Below are 24,533 nucleotides of genomic sequence, written 5' to 3'. Positions count from 1 at the left end.
GCAAATTTAATCAATTCTCCCTCAGATTCCATGAATTTGCACAGATGTTTATGTTTTATTGTTTGTGGTATTCGTGAAAACATTAACGTTATTTGTGTTTGGAAAATTTAAACGCAAAGATTTATTCAAAGCGTATTATTTTTAGGATTCAAAGGCAAATAAATTTGCTGCGCAGAGCTTGAAAACGGAGCTTCATCAAATCAACTTGTTGGTGCTTCTTTGCACACTTAGAAAAGTAATTATTATCTAATTAAAAACTTTGCGTTAAAAATCTACTCCCCTTAAAACGAAAAAGCGAAAATGATTAGTAAGTAAAAAAAGCTGAAAAACCCCATTAATAAAAGGATTTTGGGTGTGTTTAACCCTCGGGTTGAAAAAAACGAAACGCCGAAAAATTACTATTTGCTACCATTTTATTACTATTAAAAAGAGATTTCCGCCATCATACAGCCCCTTTTCGGGGCTTTTTATTTTCTCATAGAAACAAATTTACTATTCTACATAAAAACCTTGTAATAAGGCGTTTTCGTGTGTTGAAATAAAAATATCTGATCATATTGATGAGGAAAATAATACTGGATTTTCTGTATTTGTAGATTTGCCCTTAAAATGATGCTTTTTGAGTTGGGGTTACAGTTGGGGTTACAGTTGGGGTTACAAAACCCGTTTTTTTTAACCGGATTCAGATGTATATAAGGGTTAAAAAAGATCAAAAAAAGCATCATTTTGAATTATTCAAGGGGGTATAGGGACATCTGGTTTTAAGTTCCTTTTGCTGATTATCAACAATTTAAAACATTGTATTAAATCGAACACTTGCTTTTACCAATGCAATGGCAGTAATGTCTTTTATTTTAAAGTCTTTTGGTTGATGATGTGGATTTTGGCTTACCAATTTCACCCATTCATTTCCGAGTTCTGATTTCTGTACATATTTGACTGTTACATACTCCTCCTGCCCTTTAGTAAGGATACTTAACAAGTACATTTCACCGAAAAATATATCATCCACCGTAATTTGCTTATATAGAATAATATCACCGGATTTTAAAAGCGGGTACATACTGTCACCGGTTACATTAATAGCCCCGTCACATTTTGGAAGATTGGGAATTTTAATGGTTTGCAGTGCTTTGTGAGGAGCTCCGCTGTCAAACAATGCCTGAAGCCCTGCCACAGCCGAAAAATCATAAAAGGGTACTTCCTGATTTTCAATAATTCCGTCTTTTGTCTTTCTATTGATACTCAAAGGCGTTATAATAGGTTCTTCTTTGATCATATCACCTTTTCCATCAACAAACCATTTGAAATCAAATAAATCAGAATATTCTGAATTAGCAAGCTTATGAAAGAAGTCAAAACTCGGTTTTGCTTTACCGCTTAGGATATCATAAATAGTCTGCGGTCTATTGTAATCTAATTTCTTAGCAAATTCAGGAGCGTTAAGTCCGATAAAATCAAGCATTTTCTGCAATCTTGAAGAAACATCTGTATTTTCTTTCATTTTAATTTTGTTATTAAGAAAGTTCTGTATATATTTGTCAGGACATTTGAACAAATTTATAACAAAAATTTGATTTATCATGGAAAATAAGCAAAAAGAAAAAATTTATTATGGCGACTATCAGCTGCTTGGAGAATTATTATGTGTTTCTTCAGACGCAGCCCGTAAGAGATTCAAGCGGAACGAAAAAGCCGCAGTAAAAGCAATGGGTATGATACAAGAAAACCGGAAGAAATTTGTATTAGACTACAGAAAAAACTTACAAATAGATTAGAATAGATTTATTAACACGTTAAAAAAAGAGATTATGCCACATAATTGGGGAAATATATTAGTTGTTACAAAGGACGAATTAATACCAAAATATTACAATACCCTTAGCGCGCTTAAAGTTGAAATCCACCGATACAAAGATTTACCTTACGGAATTAAAAAAGTTCAGAAGGGAGGCAATGGCAGACAGATGTATATTGACTTTGACAGCCTTTCAAAAGATGTACAGGAAAGCATGGGCGATCCGCGCAAAATGAGACACCCTTTACTTTCATTTTTTGAATTTGATGCCACAGCAGTACGTTACTATACCGATTTCAGATTTGAGGACGGCACACCGTTAAAAGAAAGTTTTAAAGAGGAATATATCACCAACGCCAGTGTGCTTATTGCAGCCGAAAGATTAAGACAGGCGCGTTTAACCGAATGGAAAAAATTAAGAAAAACATCCGGGCGCGGGTTAATGCCCTCTATCATTACCGATGTTACGACATTTAATGAGTTTCTGCCAAAGGTATACAATACTACCCACACCATCCCTTCATCCCATAGAGGCTTTGACCGGGTTTGGAAACCATTCTTTCATTCTTTTGACGAGGGACTCAATTTTGAAAGCCTGATTTCCGGCAAACTGAAAAACCAGAACCGAAAATTAATGACGGGCGAAATGATGGCTTTACTTAATGATATGTTTGCAGGACAGGACTATAAACCTTCCCGGACTCAGGTCGCCGATCAGTATCAGGCTTTTTTAAACGGTGAACTGGATATTATCAGTAAAGAAACCGGAGAGCAGTACGACCGTACCAACCCGAATTTCAGGGAAATGTCCGATAATTCAATTATTGCATGGCTTGGAAAATGGGAAAACAAGATCGGAACCTTTGCCAAGCGTTCCGGTGACCGTCAGAAATTGATACAGGAATTCACTCCTCCACATAAGCTGACGAAAATTAAAGAAGCGGGAACCCTGATTTCCATAGATGACAGGCAGCCTCCATTCATGTATAATGAAAACAGGAAACGTCCCTGGTTCTATATGGGTATTGATGTGGGAAGCGAAGCATGGACGTGTTGGGTTTGGGGGAAGGATAAAAAAGGGATCATTATCGAGTTTTACCGCCAAATGGTCAGAAACTACTCAGAATGGGGCTTCAATCTTCCGCTTGGGTTGGAATGCGAAAGTTCACTAAACAGCGGATTTAAGGACACTTTCTTACGTAATGGGGCAATGTTTGACAGAGTGAACATCTATAAGAACCGTGCAAGGTCAAAAGTTGTGGAGCGAAAATTTGAGGAATTAAGATACCGCCACGAAAAAAGCCGCTTAGGATGGATGGCAAGACCATACGCCCTGAAAGAAGAAAATCAGAAAAGCGGAGAAGAAGAAATCATCATCCCTTTTGATACGATTGTAGACCAATCGCTCAGCGATATTGAAACGTGGAACAATATGCCTCATTCCGTTTATACCGATAAAACAAGATGGGAAGTATTTTGTGAAATGCAGAATAAAAATACACAGCCTACCAATTGGACGGCAATACTACCTCACATTGGTAAAACAGAAACATCAAGCTGTAATGCCGGAATTATCAAATTCAGAAACACAACGTTTGTTTTAGGGCTGGATGGTGAAATTGCGCTGAGTGATGATTTAATAAGGCTCCTGAAGTATGTTAATGGCAAAGAGTTTACGATTTACTGGCTTGACGGAAACGACGGGAATGTTTTAAAAGCGATGATCTATTATGATGATTTGATGCTTTGTGATTTGGTTCCCCAGCCGGAATATTCAAGATCAATCCATGAAAGAGATGAGCAGGGCGAGTTGAACCGCAGATTAATGAGTGCATACGAGAACACTGTTAACAAATTCATGGCTCAACGTAAACGTGAAATTGATCAGGTCTTAATTATTGACCACCGTAAAAAAACACTGAACAATAAATTTCAGATTGCAGGTCGAAAAAAATATACGCCTAATAACAGTACCCCGGAGGAGGTGTTCTCAGACGCTGAGGAAAGCAGCTACAACCACAACTCGAATACATCAACCGTGAGAAGTTGGGCAGCCAATTTTTAACAAATCAAAAATAAATTGATATGATAACATTAGAACAAAAACAGAACATCCGTACTGCAGTACTTAAGGGCAGGGAAAAATTCAAAGGCACAGATACCGCTTACGCAAAATCATTGGGTATCGACAGCATGGCTTACGGTCAGATAAAAGATGGTATGATTGAGAATATTTTGTCATTGGGACAATGGCTGAATATAGGCAGCAAATTCCAAACGGCAAAGAATGACTACGAAATGAAATTGGTGAAAACAGAGGTTTACCTTGCGATGGAAGACAACTTCAATTTTTGTCAGGCTACAAAAACATCAATGATTTTGGTTGATGACTGCGGGATCGGAAAAACACGTTGTGCAATGGATATTGTCTCCAAAATGAAAAATGCGTTTTATGTGGATTGTTCCCAGTCGCAGACTAAAATACGCTTTGTAAAGCAACTGGCTGCAGCATTAGGCTGCGATACCACCGGAAAATATTATGACATCCTGGAAACGGTAAAATATGCCTTGAATATTATTGAAAATCCGTTTGTCTGCGTGGATGAGTTCGGAGATTTAGAATACAATGCCTATTTGGAATTAAAAGGGATCATGAACGCCACCAAGCATAACTGCACTTGGTATGCAATGGGAGCTGACGGGTTACGTGCAAAAATTACCAAAGGAATCAACAATCATAAAGTGGGCTTTGCAGAAATATTCAGCCGCCTTTCCGATGACTTCGTAACACTGGTTCCGAAAAATCCTGAGGAACGAAAAGAATTTTATTTAAAGCTGTTCGGGGATGTAGCCTATGTAAACCTGAAAAATAAAAATGAGGTTAACGAAGTGGTCAAAAAATGTATGGTCAAAGTCGCCAATCCATTTGAAGGAAAGCAAAAAGGGGAACAGGGCGGGCGTATCAAATCACTCAGATATTTAGAAACACTCTTAAAGGTCAGGGAATAATGAAGGCACTATCAGTAAAACAAGCGTTTTCCATTGTGTTTAAACTGTTTGAATTTACTGGACTTTGGCTTCAAGCTTTTGGAAAACCGGAAACCACCGGTTTTTGGTACTTGGGTGGAGGAGAAAAGAACGGAAAATCAACTTTCGCCATGATGCTGGCTAAATACCTTACCACATTTGGAAAAGTGCTTTATGTATCCGCAGAAGAAGGATTATCGAAGGACATTATCGCCGCCATGAAATTTGCGGGATTATCAGACAAAGACAAAAAATTTCACATTATAGATTACGAGCCGTGGGCAGAGCTTCAGGCTCGTTTTAGCTCCCGGAAATGCGCTAAAATCATTTTTATAGATAATTCAACCATTTACAGGGACGAGATCACAAGGAAGATGGTATCAGAATTGAAAAAGAACCATTCCAATAAATTAATAATAATGGTTTGCCACGAAGTGAAAGGACTGCCGGACAATGCTCTGGCAACAACATGGAGAAAGCTAGCTAAAATCATTATTCAGGCAGAAGGGCTAAAAGCCATTATTTCCGGGAGATGTCCGGGAGGCACGTTAATGATCAATGAAGAAAAAGCAAACCTGTACTGGGGGACAAAATAAAATAAGAAAGACAATGAACAAAGACATATTATTAAAAATTCTACAACTGGACAGCCTTGTCAGGTTTTTAGACTGGAGCGAAAGGGTAAGGATCCATTTGTACAGAGGAGAGAAATTTAACTCTACAACGCCCAAAATTCTGGCAGCGTATGAGTGGATCATCAACGAAAACTGGGAACCACCGGTGATGCATTATGGGGAAGACCGCTTTCAGTATTTCCATGATCCGGAGTTAGACCTGTGGGTTGAAGCTGAAAATTATTTAAACTATTTCCCGGAATACAAGCCGGATTTAACCAAACTTATATTTTAGGACATGGAAGCCACAGAATTATTGGACGAGATTTTAAAAAATTACACTTTGGCAACAAGCGTCTCGCAGCAAATACAGGCTCATCAAAAGAATATAGCCCTTTTAAACGACGAATCAAAGAAAGCCTACGATAAGGGGTATGAAGATGGAAAACGCGACGGAAAAAAGGAGAAAATCGACAACTTAATACAAAAGAACTAATTATCAAAAATAACAAATTATGAATATTAATGAACTTTTAGAAAGACCAATTAACGAATTGTCTGCAGAAGAAATGGAAGCGGTGCTTAACCATAAAAGAAAAATGGAGGTAGAACAACAGGAAAAAGAAAAACGCGCCTATGAAGCCGAAAGAGACAGTGATATGGGAGAATTGATTGCCTTAGCCCTTGAAGTTGAAAGCAAATCGTGTTTATTGAAAAAGCTTACTCATGCCAAGATGGAAAAACACCAGGAGAAATTAAATGAATACGGAAAAATCCGTAGCAATTCTAAAGGCGGCTTTACCTTAATGCACAGCGATAAAACGATCAGAATTAAACGCCGCCGCGATACACAACCCACTTGGGATGAAAGAAGTACAAAGGCTTTGGAGCTGATTCACGCGTTCCTGTATGATACTGTGAAAAAGAGGGACAAGGATTTATTTGAAATGCTGATCGGATTTTTAGTAAAAAACAAAAAAGGTGATCTGGACTATGCAAGTGTAATGAATTTACTAAGCCATGAAACGCGTTTTGATGATCCAAGATGGAAAGAAGGGTTAAGGCTTTTAAAACAGAGTTATAGCAATTTCCTGAAAGGCTACCAATATGATTTCGAGAAACAGAATGAAGAGGGTAAATTTGAAAGGATAGAACTCAACTTCTCGGCTCTGTAACACTTACAATTTCAACGTTTAAAATTATCGGGAAAATCCCGAATTTATCAAAATTAGAATACCATAAATACAATAATAATGGTTGATTTAAAATAAACTCCCTTATTGACAAAGCTAATAAGGGAGTATTTTATTTATGTTGAATATTCCTACTTCAATTTTACTATAACATCATTGGTAAACATTGTCGGGTTCCAGTTATTTCTACTGCAAACAAATTTATATAGATCGTACGCATGCTGCATATTTGCAACTCCTCCCAGCTCATAGGTTTCATTTTTAGCCTGATTGAAATAAACCGCTGTTCTCATAATTCCCTTTCTTGTTTAATAAAAATAAATCCCTCATATTGAGGTGTTTATTAAAGCAAATATAACTTGAAGCTTTTATATAAAGCAAGTAGATTCTGCTATAAATTACTCCTTACTGCATAATAAGGGAGTGATTTTTTATCTATCTTAGCCGTATCTTAAAATTACAATGATGAAATTATCTCTTTTACTATTTCTTTCTGTAGTTTCTTTTTCCTGTATGGAACAAAAGAAAACAGAGGAAATCCTGCAAGCTAAAAACAAAACAATTGATAGCTTAAAAGCCGAATTAAAAGACTGTACTGCACAAGCCAAAATAATGGCGGAAGTTCTGGAAAAAGAAAGAATTGAGCTGCAAAATAACAAAGCCACCAAATAGGTGGCTTTGAGCTTTGCATACTTAAGTTTTGTTAATAATAAATGCGGGACAGCCTTTTTTCAAATGTCAATTATTCATACTTTTTCAATTCTTCTGTAAAGTCTCTTGAAAATTCTTCCAAATCTACTATAAACCCTGATCGACCATTAATCGGAAATATATTCATTAAATAGTCATTATCAGCAATATATGGTAAAACTTCGTCAGTGAGATCATCAAGGGATAATTTTAAAGTTTTACAATTACTCCATTCATCGTCTAAGTTTGATCCAATAAATTCTTCAGCAGACCAAAACGAAACTAAAGTTTTATCATCAACGCTTGACAAAGCATAATCTCCATTCTCATCAACAATCGTCCATAATTCTTCAAAATCTGCTACTTTCCTAATAAAATATTCATATCTTTTTTGTGGTTCAAGCTTTAAAATATTTTCTATCTGTTTTTGATTCATATCATGAATTTTTGAGCCTATATGATAAAATTTCCTTTAATTCTTTATCGCCAAAGACTTTATATTTTAATTTTCCCTCTAAAGCTTTATTAATACTTATTTCAAATCGTGGAGCATCTGCTTTATCAGTAATGATTATATCTTTATCAATAATTATGTCTTTGAATAAACCTTCATGTATTGAATTTCCAGGTTCAGTTTGAGCAATAATCCCATTAATCAACTCTTTTTTCGTTGAAATTTGCGATATACTGATTTTTAATTGAAAATAATTTGTTGTGAATTCACATATTAATTTGACTTCTAAATCATTTTTTTTAAATTGTTTCTTTTTATGCAACCATTCATTTTTACAACCGCCTTCCTTAAATTCTTTTATTAGATTCAGCAAAATATCAAGAGGAATTTCCTTTGAATTAGAAGCTTTTTTAAATCCTTGTTCTAATAACTCTAAATAATAATTGAAATCTTCAGAACCTTTTACTTCTTCATACCTTTTTCTATCGAAAGGTACATTAACTTCTAAAACATCAGTTGGTACAATTCTATTTGGTTTTATACCAAATTCAGTCGGTGATACTGCAATCATCTTAAATGTTCCATCCGTTATAAAACGATGTTTCCTTACAGCTTTTGAGAAATAATCGTCAATGAAATTAGTATGTTTTTGAAATTCAAAACGTAGTTCATTATCATTAAGAATATAATCATTGTAATCTAGCCCTAAGTGTATATAATATAAAGTCATAATTTATTGTGGTTTTGGTCTATTATGTATTCTTGGGTTTATTGTAGCTTTATTTTTATTTGTATATTTTATTTCTGCTTCTAAAGCTTTTGCTCTTGCGTTTTTTCCTCCAGGTATATTTTTAAGTATTTTTTGGGTATAATTTCCTCCTTCGCTATTTAATTTATTCACTTGCTTCGTAGCTCGATATGAATTTCCTGCTTTTGAGATCTTACCTCCACTTATTCCAACTTTTTCTATTCCTTGAGTAGTTTTATTAACAATCCCATAAACGTGTTGAGCCCTTGTACTCGCTTTTGAATTCCCATTGACAGCTTTTACAGCCGATCTAACTTCTTCGATAGCTTTTATAGCAGGTGCTTTTCCTCCTTGCGCCATTAAGGCACCTTCTGGACCTCCTGCAGCAGTTAAGGCAAGTGTTCCTAAGTCCCATGCAGAATTAACCAGTTTTTCCTTAGTTGTCTGCTTCGGAACACCTGTTACTAAAATTAAAGTCGCACCATCAACTTCATATCTGTTTCTATACTTATCACCTGTTACAGAATTTATTAAGGTTCCTGCTAAATTTGCAGCTGCCGCTCTTGCACTTTGAATTCCACCTCCAATCATTTCTACCAAAGCAGCTGCATCATCGGCATCACTTCTTTGTAATTGAAAGTTCGATTTTTCACTGCAACAATCTTCTACAGTATCTAAGGGTTCATTTCCATCGGGATCCACAAACCTAATTGGGTTATTAAATCCATAGGTGTAGGGTGACCAACTTGGCATTTTTTCCGCCAATGGATCCATTTGTCCCATTCTTGGTAAATCTTGCCAATAGATACGCGCTTCGAAATCATAGGCTCCAAATTCCTGTAATTCCTTTTTTCCGAATTTGTAGTTTTTGTAGGAACCCCCTCCAAAATACGCATTCCCCGTTTTCAGATGATTCATCCCGAATGGGTAGAAATCATTATTGTCGACAATTTCAAGAGCTCCTGCGCTGTTTCTTGCGTAAGAAAGCCTTACATTTCCTTGTAAATCTTTATACTGGTAAATATATTGATTTTTTACATAATCATAAAACCCTTCTGCCGTCGGGAAGAATTGTAAGTCGGGAGTCTTTATGGTAAGCAGTGTACTGGTACCTGTAGGATCAACCAAGCTAAAAGCCTGCGGCTCAAAAGCTCTTGAAGCCATCATCATTTCCGTGCTTCCGCCACCGCCTGTATTTCCGCCTGTTGTACTGAAATACTGGAAACCATCCAGATAATCCGTTGTTTCCTTAGTGGTAGTTGTCCCTGTAATTCCTATCGAAGTTTTCGTAGTTTCTTTTCTTACCTTGCTTCCGTCTGCTCTATATTTTGTGGCAATATCGGTGGTTAGCTGTCCCAGATTAATCGTTAACGAGTTGGGCATATTCATATAATTATAACCGATGGCTGTAATGCTTTTATCGATCATATTTTTCATGTTTCCGTTCACATCATACCCAATGGTATTTCCTGCTACTCCTTCATATCCGGTAGAGTTTCCGCTGATGTCTTTAATTTTGGTTGCTCTGTTTCCAGTGTAGTCGTAGGTAAGGTTATCAATTACCGTCGCCGTAGTGCTTCCGTTTTCCATCACCGAAGTCCTGTAAAGACTGGAAATATTCCCATTCAGATCATACACCAGAGACTCTATATTTTCCTTGCTGTAAGGATTCTGCGGATTTTGGTAAAAGCCTGCCGTTAATCTGTCTAACCTGTCATACGCGTACCCATATCTTTTCGGTGTTGTTGATGGATTTGCACCAATAGATTCTACGGCTCTCCAGTCTACCTCCGCAATATTTCCGTTGTATTTCGGAACTACATTTTTCCCCGGAAACTGTGAAGAATCCGGATTCTGGATGCCGTCACGATTGGTGTATTTTATTTTGTAAGAAAACAGTTTTCCGCCAAGATCGGCAGCTGCCATCTGGTTCTTATTGATATCGGTAAGCCAGCCACGGATATTGTAATTATAATCAATACTCTGTAGAGGCGCAGAACCCGAAGTAGAACCTACTTTTTTATTTACAATCTGCGAGAGGTCGTTATAGGTGTTTTCGGCAAGCAGTTCCTCAGGATTACTGTCTACCTGATGAAAATGTTTCAGAAGCCTGTTCTGGTCATCATATACAAATCTTTCCATAACCGTTACTCCGGTTTCGCCCTGCTTTCTGAGGTGGAAAGTATTTGTTTTTAAAGGAACGCCTGTAAAATCCAGCTCAGTTTCGGTGTTGGTATATCCTCCGAGATGGTTGGTGCTTTTGGTGGCGATAACCCTTCCAAAAGAATCGTAATAACTATAGGTTTTCGTCCAGTTGTTGTCTTCAATATTTTTCACATAAGAAGCCGTGAGAACTCCGTTGGTAGAAGCATCATTATTGGCATCCAGTGTCTGTGGCAGGGTATACTGCCCTAAAATAGTCTGTGGTACAGCCGGAGCTTCAGGCGGGTAAGTATCATAATAATTAACCGAAAGCAGTGTCATGCTTCCCGTTGGGAATGCCTGTTTGCTGTAATACACATCCAGTCCCTGCAAATTGAAAGATGTAGTCGTCCTTTTTTCGTTATTATACGCATTCGCCGTCATATTGTTCAATGCGCTTTGCATTGCCTGCCTTGTAGCGGTATTGGCAAAAAAACCGGTATAAACGACTCTTCCGGATTCATCATATTTGGTGAAAAGCCAGCCTTTGCTTCCGAAATTATTGGTGGTTGTTCTTAAAATACCATCCTGAGCCAAGATGACCCTATCTTGCTTATCATAAACTAAAAATTCCCATTCTCTGCCCGGTAATCTTTTCTCCACGAGCCTATCTTTTCCGTCATAACGATATTGGTAGCAGAGTTCGTTTAAAATCGCATCCGTAATGAGGTTATTATTATCTTCGATCTGTTTTACCGCCTTCGGTGTGATGATGAAAGCCTGCTGGTTATACTCATTAAAAACATAATAGGTATCGATGTTTTGCGAACCGTCGTTCTTACGGATCAAAACTGTTTGCCCTCTTCCGTTCTCAAACTGGATAACAGAATTTCCGTCTTCATCGGTTACGGTATTTTTATACAGTGTTCCTGCGGGATAAAATCCTGAATTGGCAGAAGAAAGTGATACTGAAGAAACCGTATTGGAAACACCGCTCACTGTATTGGTTGAAGTGTTTGTCACAAAAGCTTTAACTTCGTTTCCTATATTGGTTTCGTATTTATATTTCTTTGTCTTTCCCGAACTCATTTTCCATTCCTCTCCCGGATTCGCTTCCTGCAATACCCTGTCTAAAGGGGAATTCTCAATTTCCTTCTCCGTAAAAGCATTGGAAGCGCCGTAATATGCATTGGCAGCGGTTTCATCGGTAATTCCGGTATGGATGGAAGAGTTTTGAGAAGCCACAGGAACGGGCAATATATTCTTTGCCTGTCTTCCGAATCCGTCATACGTTACCGGCATGACCAGATCTTTTCCGGTAGCAGTGGCTTTTACATTAATGATCTGCTTAGGTCTTCCCAGACCGTCAAAATAGGTAATGGTTTCCGATTTTTTTGTACAATCATGATTCAGACAGCCTATAGACTGCACATAATTTTCATTGGATTGTGCAAAAGACATCCCTGCGAGCAATACACCTAACAAGGACAATCCTTTTGATATTAAATATTTTTTCATTTCTGTGATTATTGCTTGAATTTGTAATTATTCTTTTGAGAAGTTTCCTGAATGTATGATCCTGAATTATTTTTTACTCTGATATTTCCCTCTTTTAGTCTCCCTGCCATGTCATAGACAAATATTTGTCTAACTCCTAGTGATGAAGTTTTACTGGTCATTCCAATTAGTGGATCATACGTATAAGTTGTTATTTTCTTTCCTGAAAGAGCCGGTAATTTTCTGAAATCATTCAGCGCATTTAAAAGAAGACCTTCTTTACTTGGATCAGAAGCATCATCGTTAGAAGCAGAAACAATGGCGTTGGTTGAAACGGTAGCTGTAAGCTGGTCATAGGTGATGTCTTCAATAGTGGCAATCGGTTCAGTCTGATTATAACCCCATACAATAGTTACAGGAGTTCCGTCTTTTTCGGTATACTGAACGATATTTCCCTTGTCATCATATTTATCATAGGTTACATCCGTAGACATCGTGTTATTCAGTTTATCATACGACTTCTCAGACAATGGCAACACCAGATTTCCGGTCTGTGGTGTAGAAAGAGCTGTCGGATACACCGTTTCTGTTTTGCCCAGTGTTTTGGTAACACCGCCAACAGTTTGCGTAACGGTGGTTTCCAAAGGGATGCCGATCATGTTTTTAGAGATCATCAACTGGTTGTTTTTTTCGTGGGCGTAGGAGTAGGTGGTTTGCTGAATGGTATTGTCAGACATCACCGTTTTTTGAGAAGTAAGCTGATAATGAGAATTACTGTCATATACATACTCCGTAGTGGTCATCAGCTTTTTGTATGAAGAGTCATCTTGCGTATGTACAGGTACATACTCATAATATTCGGTATTTTTTGTACTGGAAAGCAATGAATAATAGCTTTCCTTAGGCAATGAAACCATGCTGTAGTTTGATAGAATTGATTCCAGCGGTAAATTTTGATGTGAAGACAACAGAGTATAGACTTCTTTTCCCCGTAAATCATATGCAGTTTTCAGAGTCTTTAGGTCATATGTATTTGAAGTTCTTTTCACAAGAGAGAGCTGCCCGGAAGATAATCTTGAAAAAACTCTGTTCTCAAGTATTTTTCCATTAAAATCATCATAAGAAAAGCTTTTATCCAGTATATTAATTGAGTTTGAAGTCAGACTTCCAAGATACCCCATACCACCGAAAAAGTTCTGATAACTTCCATCACCAAATACAGGCATTAAAGGTGTTCTCACAACGAACTGATCCTGATGGTAATTATCAGCAAATTTTTTTTGCTCTCCACCTTTTTCAAAATTATCTCCTCCATAACTAATGGTAACGCTAGGGTAAGTGGGGTTAAAAAAATAATCAGAAAAAGAACCTGCAGGTTCTGAGGATTCAAATTCATGATAATAAGCTAATGGAATTAAGACCATTCCTCCACTACAAAATTCTGCTGTATATTGTGATGTGATATAGCTATTTGGATAAAGGGTTGTGGGCAAAATATTTATATTGCCTATATCCTGAAAAGAAGAGTAATATATTCTTTTAATGTTCGTAACAGTATTGTTTTCATCAACATCATATGTCCTTTTTAATCTTAAGCCGGTTATATTCTGGCTTGCATATCCATCACTGTATGAAACCGTAAACTCGCCCCGATAGTTAACATTTGGTTTGGGTACCAAAGACAATTTCAAAATGTAGTTCTTACCTGGATCTGTTTGAAAACCAAAATTTCCACTTTTTGTTCTGTAATTATTGTCTATATCCTCTTGGGTAGTCTGGGGTAATGAAATGATTTCATTCTTTAACACAGCCCCTGTACTCTCTTCTATAATTTTGAAACTCACCTCAAGATAACCGGTTAAAGAATAAATTTCATTTTGTGTTATCGTAAGATCTACCGTAATATTATTATTCATTATATTATTTCCATTTAATGTTGCAGTGTACTCTGTTAAGGGAGTATTGTAGGGTGTATTTTCGACTTCACCGTACTTATACTGCAAAACAGGATATTTTTGAGGTCTGGCTTCGTACTCAAAAAAAGTGGCTCCTTTTGTCGGATAGATAATGGATGTAAGAGTCCCCTTTTTTGCAGATGTAAAATCGGAAGTTCGATCTGCGTAACTAAAAAGATCCGTAGTTGGATAAGAAAAGCTGGTATTCCCTAATAATCTTAAGTCCGGAATTAATGTAGAGTTGGATTTACTGTTAAAATATCCGAAAACGTCAACACTTTTGCTGTATTTATCAGGAAGACCGGTCGGGTCATCATACGTGAAGGAATATTCATTGTCAAATACAGGATTATCACCTTGAAAATTATACTGCTTTACTTTTGTTAAAAAAAATCGTTCGAGTAATGAAGGATTTGCTGTTGAATACTGATCAAGATATTCAAAACTTATACGTTTAGATTTTTTATCAGAAAAATTATTAACAATATCAATTGACGAGATTTTATTATAAAAAGAACCGTTTAAATTATTGTAATTGAAAAGAATCGTTTTTTCTTTTCCTTTTATTTTCACCAACACTTTTGCACCATTGATTCTTAGAATATTGTTTTCGTTGACATAGCTTGGTACAGAACCGGATCCAAATCCCTGACAAACAGTACCATTTAGCTCCAGAGAGCGCAGTATTTTCTTCTCTATCGTTGAGTTTAAAAACGATTTTCCACCTATATCCTGATATTCAAAAGTAATTTCATTATTTTCAGGATCATTAATTTTCGTAAGGTAAAAGCTTGTGTATCCGGAAAATGCAGGCGCTTCGCGTATCCATGTTTTTTCTATTGCATTCTCTCCTCCGAAATAGTATTTTATTCCATCATTGGTTGTCAGTACAAACTGATGGGTTACTTTAAAATCTCCAATAGTCTCTAATTTAAATTGATGGCTATCCGTAGTTAATACGGGATTTAAATTTTTATCAAGATAGAATTTTCCGGATAATCCATTAACCGATATACTGAAAATGTCTATTTCATTATCATAAGAATCGTCTGTAAAATATGATTTGATCAAAGAGGAATTGGATGACCCGTCCGGAATATTCACTAAATTCTCAATTTGGGATGACGTACTAAATATCAATCTGTTTGAAGCGGGCTGCATTTCATCAGGAAGATCATTAATCGTTCTGCTAATTACACCTCCTGCATCGAGCAACCAGCTTACCCCAACATTATTTGATAGATCATTCACCTTCACTCCTAATTTTGAATATCTTAGTTCAATGGCATTAAATATATTTTTTTCTTTTATTTCAGCTAATGGAATATTAATCTGTGCCATTCCTTTATATTCATTTAACGGCTGATTTCCATAGCGTGTCATTTCATCAGCCTGTGGAGTGGGCGGAACTACATTTGTGCTCTTGTTTATATTGGTAGGGTTTGTGAGTAAATTATTTTGTTGTGCATTAACAAATAAAATTACAGAACAAAATAGTAATGTGAAAGTTTTATTGTTCTTCATTTGTCTTATTTTTTAATCAATTTGGCATTCGCCGTTTTGTCATTGGTTTTCACCACCACCAGATACGCCCCCTGAATCAAAGGCTGGGTGTTGATCCTGGTGATCTTATTTTTTGTTTTTACCGTTTCAAGCTTTCTTCCGCCCATATCATATACCGCAATCTCCGCTTCAAACGCTCCTTCTCTCAAGCCCTCAAACCCAAGCTCCACGTACACATAATCCGTTACCGGGTTCGGGTAGATCCTGATATCCTGCTTTTCGATCAGCTGGTCAACCTGTCTGTCCCCAAGCTTCATAATCTTCCAGTTTTCTTTCCCCAGCTCTTCTGCGCTTGTGCCTGCGAGTACAATTGATCCGTCACGGTTCAGCTTAATATCAGATAACCGTTCCTCTTTTTTTCGGGATTCTCCCTTCACATGCTTTCTCCACTGCTCGTTTCCATTCTGGTCGAGATACAGCATCCAGAAAGTCTCGTCATCATTTTCAATCCTGCCTTCCGCCTGTGTGTAACCGCCTAAGAGAATGCCTTTAGACTTCCCGCCTCCGTCTTCCTGCTTCCCGGCAATGACACTCATTCCCATCAGAACATCCCTGTTTTTAAAGTTGTAGGATTTCTGCCACTGCTCATTTCCGTTTAAATCAATAGCCACCAACCATAAATCGGTTCCTTCTTCAATACCAACGGATTTATTTCCCGATCTTTCCGATCTGGATTCCCCTCCGAGCAGGTAGCCTGTTGAAGTCAGTGCCAGTGTTCTTACATGATCGTCGCCCTTTCCTCCGAAATTCTTTTCCCACTGGATCTGTCCTGTATTACTGAGTTTTACAATATAATAGTCCCCCTCGCCATAGTTTTCCGTCTTTTTTAAACCGCCCAGGTTGCTTCTGGAATAGATCCCTAACAAGGCTCCACCGTCTTTGGTGGGAATCATTTTTTCCACTTCATCCAATCCTTTTCCGCCTAAAATTAATTGGGAGAGTTCTTTTCCGCTTTTATCCAGCCGTACCACCAGTACATCTTTCGAGCCATAGCCTTTCGGTGAGTTCTGCACATTGCCGGCGACAAAGAATCCCAAATCCGTAGTCTGAATCACCGCCCTTGCTTCTTCATCCGCAGTACTGCCTATGGTTTTCTGCCATAATTCATCCCCAAATTCGTTGATTCTGATAAGCCAGAAATCTGATCCGCCTTTGGAATCCTCCTTTTTATCAAACCCTTTTGAAGAACTGGACGTAACAAGTACTGCGAAACCTCCATCCTGGGTGCTGACCGTGGAAGCCGCAAAATCGTGGTTGTTACCCGAGAAATATTTTTCCCACACAGTTTCTCCCTGCTGATTCAGTTTCATCAGACGAAGGTCATACCCTCTGTTTTGTGTGGTTCCTGAGCTTGTCGAAGGACGGATGCTGCTGCCGGTTATTAAATACTGCTGGTCAATCGTGGTGGTAATTTGTGATAGGAACTCCTGCGTGGAAGACGGTATGTCTTTCTGCCAGACCACTTCCTGGGCAGACGAAAAACCTCCCAGGAGTGCGCACAAAAGAAGTGCGCCTGCATAATCTTTTTTCATTGTGAATATCAAATTTTAAGTTGCTAATATATTTTTAATTGTGTGTTACTTGCAATCCGTAAAAACCCCATATTTTGGGTTTGGATTTATCAGAATCATTTTATCCTGACCGGTTGTTTATTTCCATTTTGCTTGTTTTAAATGTTGTTTTTTTTCCTGGCAGCAAAGATATATTCGCAGAACGGCAGAACGTGTCGTATTTTATTGAAATGCATTTCAACTGCAAAAAAAATCTTTAGGTGTAATAATAAAGAAAGGCGCGGAGCAAAAGTCAATCCGTATTAGAGGTACTGCGAAGAACCCAATATCCCAGAAAGACTCCGCCCGCGCCCGATATAGGTACACGGGCGTAAGTCTATCATTTTTAGGGATATTATAGAAGATTCGCAGTTTTCTAATACCTAAATGATAGCTTACGCTTGTTTCGTTAAAATTATGCTTCAAATGTAAGTAATATTTCTTAAAACAGAATCACCATATTTTTACGGTAATTTCAGGTTTAAAAATCACCTGACCGAAAAAAAAGCCGGCTTGCATAGAAAGAGAATACTTTTTACATTTGTAATTATGGCAGAAGTAAAACTTACAAAACAGGACAAAATAATCAAGCGAAACGACCGTATTCGCAGACGCTTCGCTTATTATACCGATACGAAACATTACGACAGTGATTATGCGCTGGGATTACTGGAAGAGGAATATATAGGATCACTGGAACGAGATACCATCTGGCTTATTATCAGAAAAACCGGACATTATAAAAACCTGTAATGATGAAAAAACTAATAATCCTTTTACTATTTCCAATTATTTTTTATTCTCAGACTTCTTTAACCAACGACGATATTTATGCGGCTGCGGGGAATGATTTTGAATGGCTGATGACAAATGTAGATACCTCTAACAAAGGTGGCTATGGTTATGAAGGGCTTTTAACCAGAATGGGGTTTGTCTTCGATGATAAATATAAAAGTAACGCTTCAGGTATATTTTGGCAAAGACGATATATAAAAAACATAATATCAGGAAACGAAAAGCAGTCACTAATCTACATCAAGGAATATTACAAGAAGGTATCAAGTCACAAGTATCCCATTATTACTAAAATGGAAATCTGGGGTGACACTGAATATATCATTAAATTTTATGTAAACTTTTGGAGCCGAGCTGTCAATTTTAAAGATACCAAGCCGGGTGAGACGGTGACGACTCGTTTTTTATCCGATGTCGCTGCCCTCTCAGTAGGAACCAACGGACAGTCAAAAATAGTCGTTACCACGGCAAAAGATTATTATAAATAATTACATTTTAACAATAAAATCAGACTGAATATTAACCTGCTTTTCCGGCAGGTTTTCTTTTGCAGTATATTTCACAATCGGCTTGGCATCGACCTTTATCATTTTGGAACAGTCCGCCTTCGTATCGTCGGTAATCGTTGCTTCATATTCGTAAACCGTTACAATAACATTGTTATGATCCAGGTCGTCCTCGTCAGCCACCTTTTTTAATTCACTGAATTTTGTACCGCTCAATCCTTCCAGTGCGGCATCCACTTTTTCATTAAGATCAAAAAAAGCCAGTGCCAGTTCCTGATCTATACTCCCCGTATAGCTTTCAGCATAATTCTCACAAATTACACGCACACGGACAATGCCTTTTCCCACTTTAATTCCATTTCCCATGTCTGACCAATCGAAACGCATAAAAGCGATTAAAACAGCGGGTTTGGGAACCATGACAATATTTTCCTTTTCAATCTGCCCGCGGTCTTTATCAATATAGATCAATTCCTCCACCTGAGCTTCGAGATGGTCGGATATTTCTTTAAATACCATTCCTTTTATACTCATGAGATTATTTTTTTAAGTTCTGACAGTATCATTCGATCCAGTGTTTTTTCGAGTGCTTTTGAGTCACCAATAAATTTTCTCTGCGGGATCTCAATATGTGTTTTTGTGGTGAGGGCGAGCCATTTCCAGTATTCTTTTTCTGATTCCTTATATTTTGCCCAGAAGAACCTGCGCATCTTGGGAGTGATCAAAATTTTTCCCCCTTCATTATGGATTTTGGCATAATGGTTATGGTTCCCTATTCCCACGACCACGCGCGATTCCGAGACCTGTATTTTTTTAATTTCCCTGCGCGTATTCCCGGAACGTACCATTGTGGTTCTAGCTCCGGGATAGCTGCTTTTTTTCCATTTCTGGAAAGGAACATCCACAAAGCCGCCAACGTTAAAATTTCGTTTAAAGAAATTCACCATGGTAATGGCGGCTTTCTGCGGAATGGTTCTTTTAAAATTCCTGTATTTTGCGCGGAGCCTGTCGAACTCCTGGGCATTATTCTCCCTACGCATTGGCTCTGATTTCTATATCGGCGATCATTTCATTAAATATCTGTTCCAATACTTTTCTGATCTCCTGCGGGTTCTCTTTAATGTTGGTGGTCTTAATGGTCAATTCCTTAACAAAAGACTGAATATTGAAAATCATTTTTTTTCCGTCCCCGCCGGTTCCGGCACCGGACAGGGAATTTTTGGCTTTGTCCTTTTTACCTTTCGCGTTACCTCCGTTTTGCGGATCTAAAGCCGCGGCAGGTTTTCCACCCGGTGGCACCAAGCCGGAAGGCGGCGGAATACTGGCTGCTGCAGTTATTTTGTTTTGGGTGGTGATCTTAACGGCTTTTTTAACCGGCTTTTCCAGTTCTTTATTCCATCCTTCATAAGCTCCTTTCATCGCATTAGGAATTAAAATCCCGGTTTCTTTTATAACATTAAAACCTTTGGAGAGTGCTGATTTTATTTTATCGGTATCAAGGGTAAAAATACCCACCAGTAAATCGCCTACACCTCCTAAAATATTAACCGCAATATCCCGGATGCTTTTAAAAACAGAATGCACATTTCCGGTAAATGCGTTTAATACTCTTTGAATGACGGTAATTTTTTTCTCCCATGCATATAAGGCGTTGATAATTCCGAAAATGGCATCAACAGCCTTTAGTATAACCCCAATAGCTGCCCCCAGTATTTCACCGGCATACTGAACTGCCGGAGCAATAAGCTCCCAAACCCGCGTCAGCACTCCTATAACGTTGGAAAGAAGCTGCGCCGCATTTCCTGACTCATACATTGCCGTAATGTTTTCCATTAAAGCTTTCCGGACATCATTAAATGCAGTTTCAACCCCGCCGATAATTTTAAAAAGCAATTCAAGAAGCGGGGTTAAAAACCTGATCACCCCGGCGATACCTTCCATTGCCAATTTCGCAAAGTTGGTTTCCCCCGAAAGCTTGGGAAAGCCACTATTTCGGATTGCGTCAATCACAGGCTGAAAAGCATCCGCTACCCCTGAAAGGGCATTTTTAACCGGCTCGGTGTAGTTCATCATCTCCGAGAGGAACCCGAACAGGTAATTTCCGGCATCCAATACACCAATGATTAGCGGACGGAATGTTTCTCCGGTTTTAAGCTTAAACTGTGTTAAGGCATTTTCCTGCCTGTTGATGGCGGATTGCATCGAGTTCATGGCAGCAGGTAAGCCCCCCTCAAAAGTATTTTTTAATTCTTTTGAAAATTTGGGCAGAAAATCCTCCGCCATAATTTTACCACTGTCTAACATTTCGTTAAACTGTGCCTGCGTCATTCCCATAGCACGGGCGGCAATCCCCAACGCGCCCGGAATCCTTTCCCCCAACTGTCCCCTGAGTTCCTCGGCAGAAACTTTCCCTTTGGAAGCCATTTGTGAAAGTGCTAAAAATGCCCCTTCGCTCTGCTCCGCCGAGAGGTTCATCACCGACGCGGCAATTCCGACCGCCTCGAAAATATCCCGCGTTGCCTGTCCTTCGAGGGCAGTCCCTTTGAGGGATCCCGTTAAGGTCTGAAATCCCTTGTAAGAAGATTCCATATTAAGGCTAAGGTCTTTTATCGTTGTATCAAGAAATGCTATATTTTTTGCTCCCTGCTGCCCGGAGGCAAAGACAATGGCATTTTCCATTCCCTCGAATTTGGAAGTAATCCCGGTGATCTCTTTTCCGAAGTTGATTACCGCACCCACCGACAAGGCGGCAAGAATGGCAATCCCGGCACTCTTTGCATACTGCGCGAGACTGCTAAAAGTGCTTTGTCCGGTATTTCTTAACCTCCCGATCCCGCTGTTGGCAGTATTGACGGCATTGTCAAGCCCCCTTGTTTCATTTCGTGCGCGGCTGATCCCGTTGGAAAACGAGCGGTCAATCAGATCCAGTGCATATTGTAAACCGTTCATAACAGGTAATAAAAATGTTCGTTGTGCCGGTGGTATTCCGGATTATTTTCTTATTTTTATCCATGATTTATAACAAGTGAAATTATAATCCTTCGCTTATTATCTCATTTATTCATTCATTTCTTCAACTCATTAAGAGTATAAACCTCCCTTGCGGAGGTTTTATTTTTGTCCTACCAGCAGCCCTCTGCGGACAGTATCGGGATCACTGATCCACTCATATGCCGTAACCCGGACAGACTCCGTGGTTACTTTCAGGGCTCCGTCCCTATAAAACCGTAAGAAAACTGTCTGCGGAACTGCCGTTGAATCACTCCAGTAGACTTCGTCGGGACTGATGAGCGTTTCGCGGATCTGCGTGAAGAGCATATCATCGGACTGCACGGTCATGGCATCAATCCACACAGGGAGGTTCTCCGCTGTGATGACCCTTGCCATTCCTGTTTTGTCGATATGGCTTTTTATGGTAACCGCTTTTTCGGGGTAGGTATTTTTTCTGACTTTTGCCCATTCTGAAAGCCCGTAATCCGTAATGCCCAAATCGTCCACATCAATAGGTTTGGTATCTTGCGGCAGCTTTTTTAAATAGCTTTGGGCGCGGGTAAAGACCTGATCACTGTCTCCCCAGTTGACATCAAAGCCCTGTTTCTGCATCCGTTCCCAGCCGTCAGGATCAATTTGTACTGCATCGCCAAAGCTTGTAATTTCCCCGTCGTAATCATCGAAAACGTCCTCAGCGTCGGTGCGGCATTTCCAATGAAGCGGGGGCAGGAATTTCCATGAATCAGGATCCCTTTTGTCAAAGACTTTCCCGTCCAGACTCCGACAAATCACCGTCGTTCCGTCATCGATAATGGCGTTCAATCTCCAGTAAGGCGCAATTTCTACATCGTCCATCATTTCCAGATACCGAGCCGCCATATTAGATGTGGCGCTGGCGTGATCCCATTCCGTTTTCAGATACAATTCCTTATAGTTCGGAAATACTGATTTTGCCTTATTTCTGAAATCATTAAAACTTTTTACTTCCGGATCCTTTAACATCTCATTAAGCTCGTAGACTTCCGCCTGTGTTTTGTCTACTCCGAACCGGTGTATATTATTCATCCAAGCCCTCATCCGGCGGTGGTCGGTACTGTCAAAATCAAAGTTCATTTTCCCGAATCCCTGCTTTATTGCCTCTAACAAAGGGGTATGCGATGCCTTAAATTCGTTGTAGCTCCAATTGATGGTTCCGGGGTTTTCATACAGCTGCCGCAAAAATTTTTCTTCCGCAGGTGTTATATCCCGAATATTTTCCGGAAAATGAGAAACGGAATCATTCATCCCTGCCGGGGCTGCCCGCCCCGTATTAAAATTTATATACCTGTTTTGTGGAATAGGCTGCGGGGGCTCACCATCGGAAACTTCTCCGACAATTTCAACATCCAGCTCGGTTTCGATCTGTTCCTTTTTGATTTTGTACCCCAAATCTTTAACTCCCTTGAAAATTTCGAGTCTTTCCTTCGGCGTTAATTTTTCATTGTCATTCCAAATACAGGTGTCGTTTTCGTCAAAAGGATAACCCAGCCCGCGGAGCCACGGCAGGACATCATCATTGATAAAAAACATCACAAAGGTTTCATCATCCATGGTGATGAGCTTTTGAGTGCCGTTAATGATTTCCCCGGTTTTAGCCCGGCTTCCGGTGTCTTTTGCCGTTTCGGAATTTCCGTCAAAAAGATTGGCAAGCTCCTCGTTACAGGCTTTTCTTTTTTCATTAAATACATTAAAGCTGTCCCGGCTGTTGGATTCTTTAATATCGATTTCCACCCCTTCGGGGAATCTTGCCCATCCTGCAGAACCCAAATCTTTTAACCATTTATCCACTTCCTTTTTTACGCGTGGATCCGTGGAAGCCACCTTTGCCGTACGCATCGGAATTCCGAACATTTCCTCGAACTCATCCCAGTTTTGCCATGAATGCTTTTTAAAAATCCATAACGGGATTGCCTTGTTTAAAAGTCCTATGGAATGCTCATGATGTACCCATAGCGTCCATTTTTTAAGGTTTCCTTCGCTAAAGTTTTCGCCCTGCAGATCATAAGGATTAATAAGCAGCTCGGTGGTTTCCGGTACGATATGATCCCGGTACACAAAAGACAGTTTTTTAATGAATCCATTTTCGTCCAGTTCCTTCGGGTACATAAGTGTATAAGAAAAATAAATACTGTCAAGGGTATATTTGATCAGGTTTTTAAACCACAGTTTTTGGATGAGCCTGGTTTTTTCTTCGTTAACTTCCCCGGTTTTATCGACAATGGCAACCGATTTATTGGAAACCCTGAGCTTACGGGTTTCGCTGCGCCCGTAAATAAAAGGATCGTCCAACACTTCCTCCATAATGTCAATAAGCATTTTACGGCGTGGAAGCATGGGATCTATTGCCGCCGCCTTTGCCAGTTTCCAGTCTTTGATTTCCTTATTATATAAGGTACGCTGACGTTTGATCGCATCCACCATCCGGGTGACGGCTCTTTCGTAGTCTTTATCTTTACCGCCACCGAAGGCATTGTGTAAAAAATCAGTGACTGCCTGTATTTTAAATTTCATTTGTATCGTATGTAAAGGGTAATTAATAGCGCTCTGAATATTTAGGGTTGCTTCCGAATTCGATCACCTGGTTTCCGGTTCCTTCGCCGCCTTCTTCCTCGTTGGGTTTTTCCGGCAAATCCGGCGAAATATCCCCTTTGGCAACGGCTTTGAGCCAGTCTTTAGCGGCGTTGTAACGCATGATCCTCAGTTCAGGAATGACATCCGCGGCGGCATTGGCATGGAGGTGGTAAATGGCAATATCTACCATATACATAATAATAAGCGCGTTCCTGTCGGCTCCGGCAGCGGAAAAAATTGCTGCTACATTATACCGCTGTCTCAGGTAGCTTTCCATTTCCGCCTGAGCGGCAAGCTCCGCCTGGTGCTGAACATCTTCTTTCCTTTGGATAATAATTTGTCTGATCCAGTTCCGGATCTGTACTTCGTAGTCGGTTTCTGTTAAAAAAGGCATTGTTAT

The 24,533-nt window shown here is 39.0% G+C and carries 22 protein-coding genes; 10 read left to right on the top strand and 12 right to left on the bottom strand.

The genetic code is table 11. The features are described from left to right. Positions 1-790: 790 nt before the first annotated feature. A complete protein-coding gene (locus WFH39_RS16010; protein ID WP_256038255.1) occupies positions 791-1,504 on the bottom strand; it encodes an XRE family transcriptional regulator in 714 nt (237 codons plus the stop codon). A 79-nt stretch (positions 1,505-1,583) separates the two neighbouring features. Here WFH39_RS16010 and WFH39_RS16005 point away from each other — a divergent pair, with 79 nt between their 5' ends. Genes WFH39_RS16005 through WFH39_RS15975 form a run of 7 tightly spaced genes read left to right on the top strand, consistent with a single transcriptional unit; the run spans position 1,584 to position 6,614 of the window. Then, positions 1,584-1,778, top strand: coding sequence for a hypothetical protein (locus WFH39_RS16005; RefSeq protein WP_108410298.1), 195 nt, complete (start codon positions 1,584-1,586; stop codon positions 1,776-1,778). 33 nt (positions 1,779-1,811) lie between these two features. Beyond that, complete coding sequence (locus tag WFH39_RS16000) at positions 1,812-3,863, top strand: hypothetical protein (RefSeq protein WP_336690605.1); 2,052 nt, start codon at positions 1,812-1,814, stop codon at positions 3,861-3,863. Between the two features lie 20 nt (positions 3,864-3,883). Next, the gene (locus WFH39_RS15995; protein WP_336690604.1) at positions 3,884-4,807 is read left to right on the top strand and encodes a hypothetical protein; all 924 of its coding nucleotides are present in this window, start codon (positions 3,884-3,886) and stop codon (positions 4,805-4,807) included. Beyond that, a complete protein-coding gene (locus WFH39_RS15990; RefSeq protein WP_108410301.1) occupies positions 4,807-5,421 on the top strand; it encodes an ATP-binding protein in 615 nt (204 codons plus the stop codon). Before WFH39_RS15995 ends, WFH39_RS15990 begins: the two co-directional genes overlap by 1 nt. A 13-nt stretch (positions 5,422-5,434) precedes the next feature. After that, entirely contained in the window at positions 5,435-5,734 is a 300-nt protein-coding gene (locus tag WFH39_RS15985) for a hypothetical protein (RefSeq protein ID WP_108410302.1), read from the top strand. A gap of 3 nt (positions 5,735-5,737) precedes the next feature. Continuing rightward, positions 5,738-5,935 carry a hypothetical protein gene (locus WFH39_RS15980; protein WP_336690603.1) on the top strand — a complete coding sequence of 66 codons (198 nt, stop codon included), beginning with the start codon at positions 5,738-5,740 and terminating at the stop codon, positions 5,933-5,935. Between the two features lie 19 nt (positions 5,936-5,954). Continuing rightward, positions 5,955-6,614, top strand: coding sequence for a DUF3164 family protein (locus WFH39_RS15975; RefSeq protein ID WP_336690602.1), 660 nt, complete (start codon positions 5,955-5,957; stop codon positions 6,612-6,614). Positions 6,615-6,763: 149 nt separating this feature from the next. Here the strand turns inward: WFH39_RS15975 and WFH39_RS15970 are convergent, their stop codons facing one another. Further along, on the bottom strand, positions 6,764-6,925 hold the full coding sequence (locus WFH39_RS15970; RefSeq protein ID WP_336690601.1) for a hypothetical protein: 162 nt from the start codon (positions 6,923-6,925) through the stop codon (positions 6,764-6,766). A gap of 169 nt (positions 6,926-7,094) precedes the next feature. On the opposite strand from WFH39_RS15970, the gene WFH39_RS15965 reads away from it, so the two are divergent. Further along, a complete protein-coding gene (locus WFH39_RS15965; RefSeq protein ID WP_336690600.1) occupies positions 7,095-7,304 on the top strand; it encodes a hypothetical protein in 210 nt (69 codons plus the stop codon). A 70-nt stretch (positions 7,305-7,374) separates the two neighbouring features. Here WFH39_RS15965 and WFH39_RS15960 read toward each other — a convergent pair whose 3' ends face one another. The 5 genes from WFH39_RS15960 to WFH39_RS15940 are packed head-to-tail and all read right to left on the bottom strand — an operon-like array spanning position 7,375 to position 17,213. Continuing rightward, a complete protein-coding gene (locus WFH39_RS15960; RefSeq protein WP_336690599.1) occupies positions 7,375-7,758 on the bottom strand; it encodes a DUF2750 domain-containing protein in 384 nt (127 codons plus the stop codon). 1 nt (position 7,759) lies between these two features. Then, positions 7,760-8,506, bottom strand: a complete 747-nt coding sequence (locus WFH39_RS15955) for a hypothetical protein (protein ID WP_336690598.1) — start codon at positions 8,504-8,506, stop codon at positions 7,760-7,762. Positions 8,507-8,509: 3 nt separating this feature from the next. After that, a complete protein-coding gene (locus WFH39_RS15950; protein ID WP_336690597.1) occupies positions 8,510-12,184 on the bottom strand; it encodes a DUF6443 domain-containing protein in 3,675 nt (1,224 codons plus the stop codon). Positions 12,185-12,192: 8 nt separating this feature from the next. Then, a complete protein-coding gene (locus tag WFH39_RS15945; protein ID WP_336690596.1) occupies positions 12,193-15,642 on the bottom strand; it encodes a hypothetical protein in 3,450 nt (1,149 codons plus the stop codon). Positions 15,643-15,647: 5 nt separating this feature from the next. Then, on the bottom strand, positions 15,648-17,213 hold the full coding sequence (locus tag WFH39_RS15940) for a T9SS type A sorting domain-containing protein (RefSeq protein ID WP_336690595.1): 1,566 nt from the start codon (positions 17,211-17,213) through the stop codon (positions 15,648-15,650). A gap of 567 nt (positions 17,214-17,780) precedes the next feature. Here WFH39_RS15940 and WFH39_RS15935 point away from each other — a divergent pair. Further along, entirely contained in the window at positions 17,781-17,984 is a 204-nt protein-coding gene (locus WFH39_RS15935; protein ID WP_108409253.1) for a hypothetical protein, read from the top strand. A 2-nt stretch (positions 17,985-17,986) separates the two neighbouring features. After that, positions 17,987-18,514: a hypothetical protein gene (locus tag WFH39_RS15930; RefSeq protein WP_336690594.1), complete on the top strand. Its 528-nt coding sequence runs from the start codon at positions 17,987-17,989 to the stop codon at positions 18,512-18,514. Here the strand turns inward: WFH39_RS15930 and WFH39_RS15925 are convergent, their stop codons facing one another. The 5 genes from WFH39_RS15925 to WFH39_RS15905 all read right to left on the bottom strand — a co-directional run bounded on the left by WFH39_RS15925 (position 18,515) and on the right by WFH39_RS15905 (position 24,527). Continuing rightward, the gene (locus tag WFH39_RS15925) at positions 18,515-19,066 is read right to left on the bottom strand and encodes a hypothetical protein (RefSeq protein ID WP_336690593.1); all 552 of its coding nucleotides are present in this window, start codon (positions 19,064-19,066) and stop codon (positions 18,515-18,517) included. Next, positions 19,063-19,572 (bottom strand): phage virion morphogenesis protein, encoded by a 510-nt coding sequence (locus WFH39_RS15920; protein WP_336690592.1) that lies wholly within the window; start codon positions 19,570-19,572, stop codon positions 19,063-19,065. The genes WFH39_RS15925 and WFH39_RS15920 overlap by 4 nt, the downstream gene beginning before the upstream one ends. Further along, positions 19,565-21,481: a tape measure protein gene (locus WFH39_RS15915; RefSeq protein ID WP_336690591.1), complete on the bottom strand. Its 1,917-nt coding sequence runs from the start codon at positions 21,479-21,481 to the stop codon at positions 19,565-19,567. Before WFH39_RS15915 ends, WFH39_RS15920 begins: the two co-directional genes overlap by 8 nt. A gap of 162 nt (positions 21,482-21,643) precedes the next feature. Further along, positions 21,644-24,073: a phage portal protein family protein gene (locus WFH39_RS15910; RefSeq protein ID WP_336690590.1), complete on the bottom strand. Its 2,430-nt coding sequence runs from the start codon at positions 24,071-24,073 to the stop codon at positions 21,644-21,646. A 22-nt stretch (positions 24,074-24,095) separates the two neighbouring features. Then, positions 24,096-24,527 (bottom strand): phage protein Gp36 family protein, encoded by a 432-nt coding sequence (locus WFH39_RS15905; protein WP_336690589.1) that lies wholly within the window; start codon positions 24,525-24,527, stop codon positions 24,096-24,098. Between the last annotated feature and the right edge of the window lie 6 nt (positions 24,528-24,533).

The sequence above is a fragment of the Chryseobacterium sp. MMO-72 genome (assembly GCF_037146035.1).
Taxonomy (GTDB): domain Bacteria; phylum Bacteroidota; class Bacteroidia; order Flavobacteriales; family Weeksellaceae; genus Chryseobacterium; species Chryseobacterium indicum.
This window is presented reverse-complemented; position numbering and strand designations above follow the sequence as displayed.

Excerpts from the sequence above, each read along its gene's own strand:
- WFH39_RS15945 (WP_336690596.1), bottom strand. The coding sequence starts at position 15,642 with ATGAAGAACAATAAAACTTTCACATTACTATTTTGTTCTGTAATTTTA.
- WFH39_RS15995 (WP_336690604.1), top strand. The coding sequence starts at position 3,884 with ATGATAACATTAGAACAAAAACAGAACATCCGTACTGCAGTACTTAAG.
- WFH39_RS15910 (WP_336690590.1), bottom strand. The coding sequence starts at position 24,073 with ATGAAATTTAAAATACAGGCAGTCACTGATTTTTTACACAATGCCTTC.
- WFH39_RS15975 (WP_336690602.1), top strand. The coding sequence starts at position 5,955 with ATGAATATTAATGAACTTTTAGAAAGACCAATTAACGAATTGTCTGCA.
- WFH39_RS15970 (WP_336690601.1), bottom strand. The coding sequence starts at position 6,925 with ATGAGAACAGCGGTTTATTTCAATCAGGCTAAAAATGAAACCTATGAG.
- WFH39_RS15965 (WP_336690600.1), top strand. The coding sequence starts at position 7,095 with ATGATGAAATTATCTCTTTTACTATTTCTTTCTGTAGTTTCTTTTTCC.
- WFH39_RS15990 (WP_108410301.1), top strand. The coding sequence starts at position 4,807 with ATGAAGGCACTATCAGTAAAACAAGCGTTTTCCATTGTGTTTAAACTG.
- WFH39_RS16010 (WP_256038255.1), bottom strand. The coding sequence starts at position 1,504 with ATGAAAGAAAATACAGATGTTTCTTCAAGATTGCAGAAAATGCTTGAT.
- WFH39_RS16000 (WP_336690605.1), top strand. The coding sequence starts at position 1,812 with ATGCCACATAATTGGGGAAATATATTAGTTGTTACAAAGGACGAATTA.
- WFH39_RS15925 (WP_336690593.1), bottom strand. The coding sequence starts at position 19,066 with ATGAGTATAAAAGGAATGGTATTTAAAGAAATATCCGACCATCTCGAA.
- WFH39_RS15985 (WP_108410302.1), top strand. The coding sequence starts at position 5,435 with ATGAACAAAGACATATTATTAAAAATTCTACAACTGGACAGCCTTGTC.
- WFH39_RS15905 (WP_336690589.1), bottom strand. The coding sequence starts at position 24,527 with ATGCCTTTTTTAACAGAAACCGACTACGAAGTACAGATCCGGAACTGG.
- WFH39_RS15930 (WP_336690594.1), top strand. The coding sequence starts at position 17,987 with ATGAAAAAACTAATAATCCTTTTACTATTTCCAATTATTTTTTATTCT.
- WFH39_RS15955 (WP_336690598.1), bottom strand. The coding sequence starts at position 8,506 with ATGACTTTATATTATATACACTTAGGGCTAGATTACAATGATTATATT.
- WFH39_RS15950 (WP_336690597.1), bottom strand. The coding sequence starts at position 12,184 with ATGAAAAAATATTTAATATCAAAAGGATTGTCCTTGTTAGGTGTATTG.
- WFH39_RS15960 (WP_336690599.1), bottom strand. The coding sequence starts at position 7,758 with ATGAATCAAAAACAGATAGAAAATATTTTAAAGCTTGAACCACAAAAA.
- WFH39_RS15980 (WP_336690603.1), top strand. The coding sequence starts at position 5,738 with ATGGAAGCCACAGAATTATTGGACGAGATTTTAAAAAATTACACTTTG.
- WFH39_RS15940 (WP_336690595.1), bottom strand. The coding sequence starts at position 17,213 with ATGAAAAAAGATTATGCAGGCGCACTTCTTTTGTGCGCACTCCTGGGA.
- WFH39_RS15920 (WP_336690592.1), bottom strand. The coding sequence starts at position 19,572 with ATGCGTAGGGAGAATAATGCCCAGGAGTTCGACAGGCTCCGCGCAAAA.
- WFH39_RS15935 (WP_108409253.1), top strand. The coding sequence starts at position 17,781 with ATGGCAGAAGTAAAACTTACAAAACAGGACAAAATAATCAAGCGAAAC.
- WFH39_RS15915 (WP_336690591.1), bottom strand. The coding sequence starts at position 21,481 with ATGAACGGTTTACAATATGCACTGGATCTGATTGACCGCTCGTTTTCC.
- WFH39_RS16005 (WP_108410298.1), top strand. The coding sequence starts at position 1,584 with ATGGAAAATAAGCAAAAAGAAAAAATTTATTATGGCGACTATCAGCTG.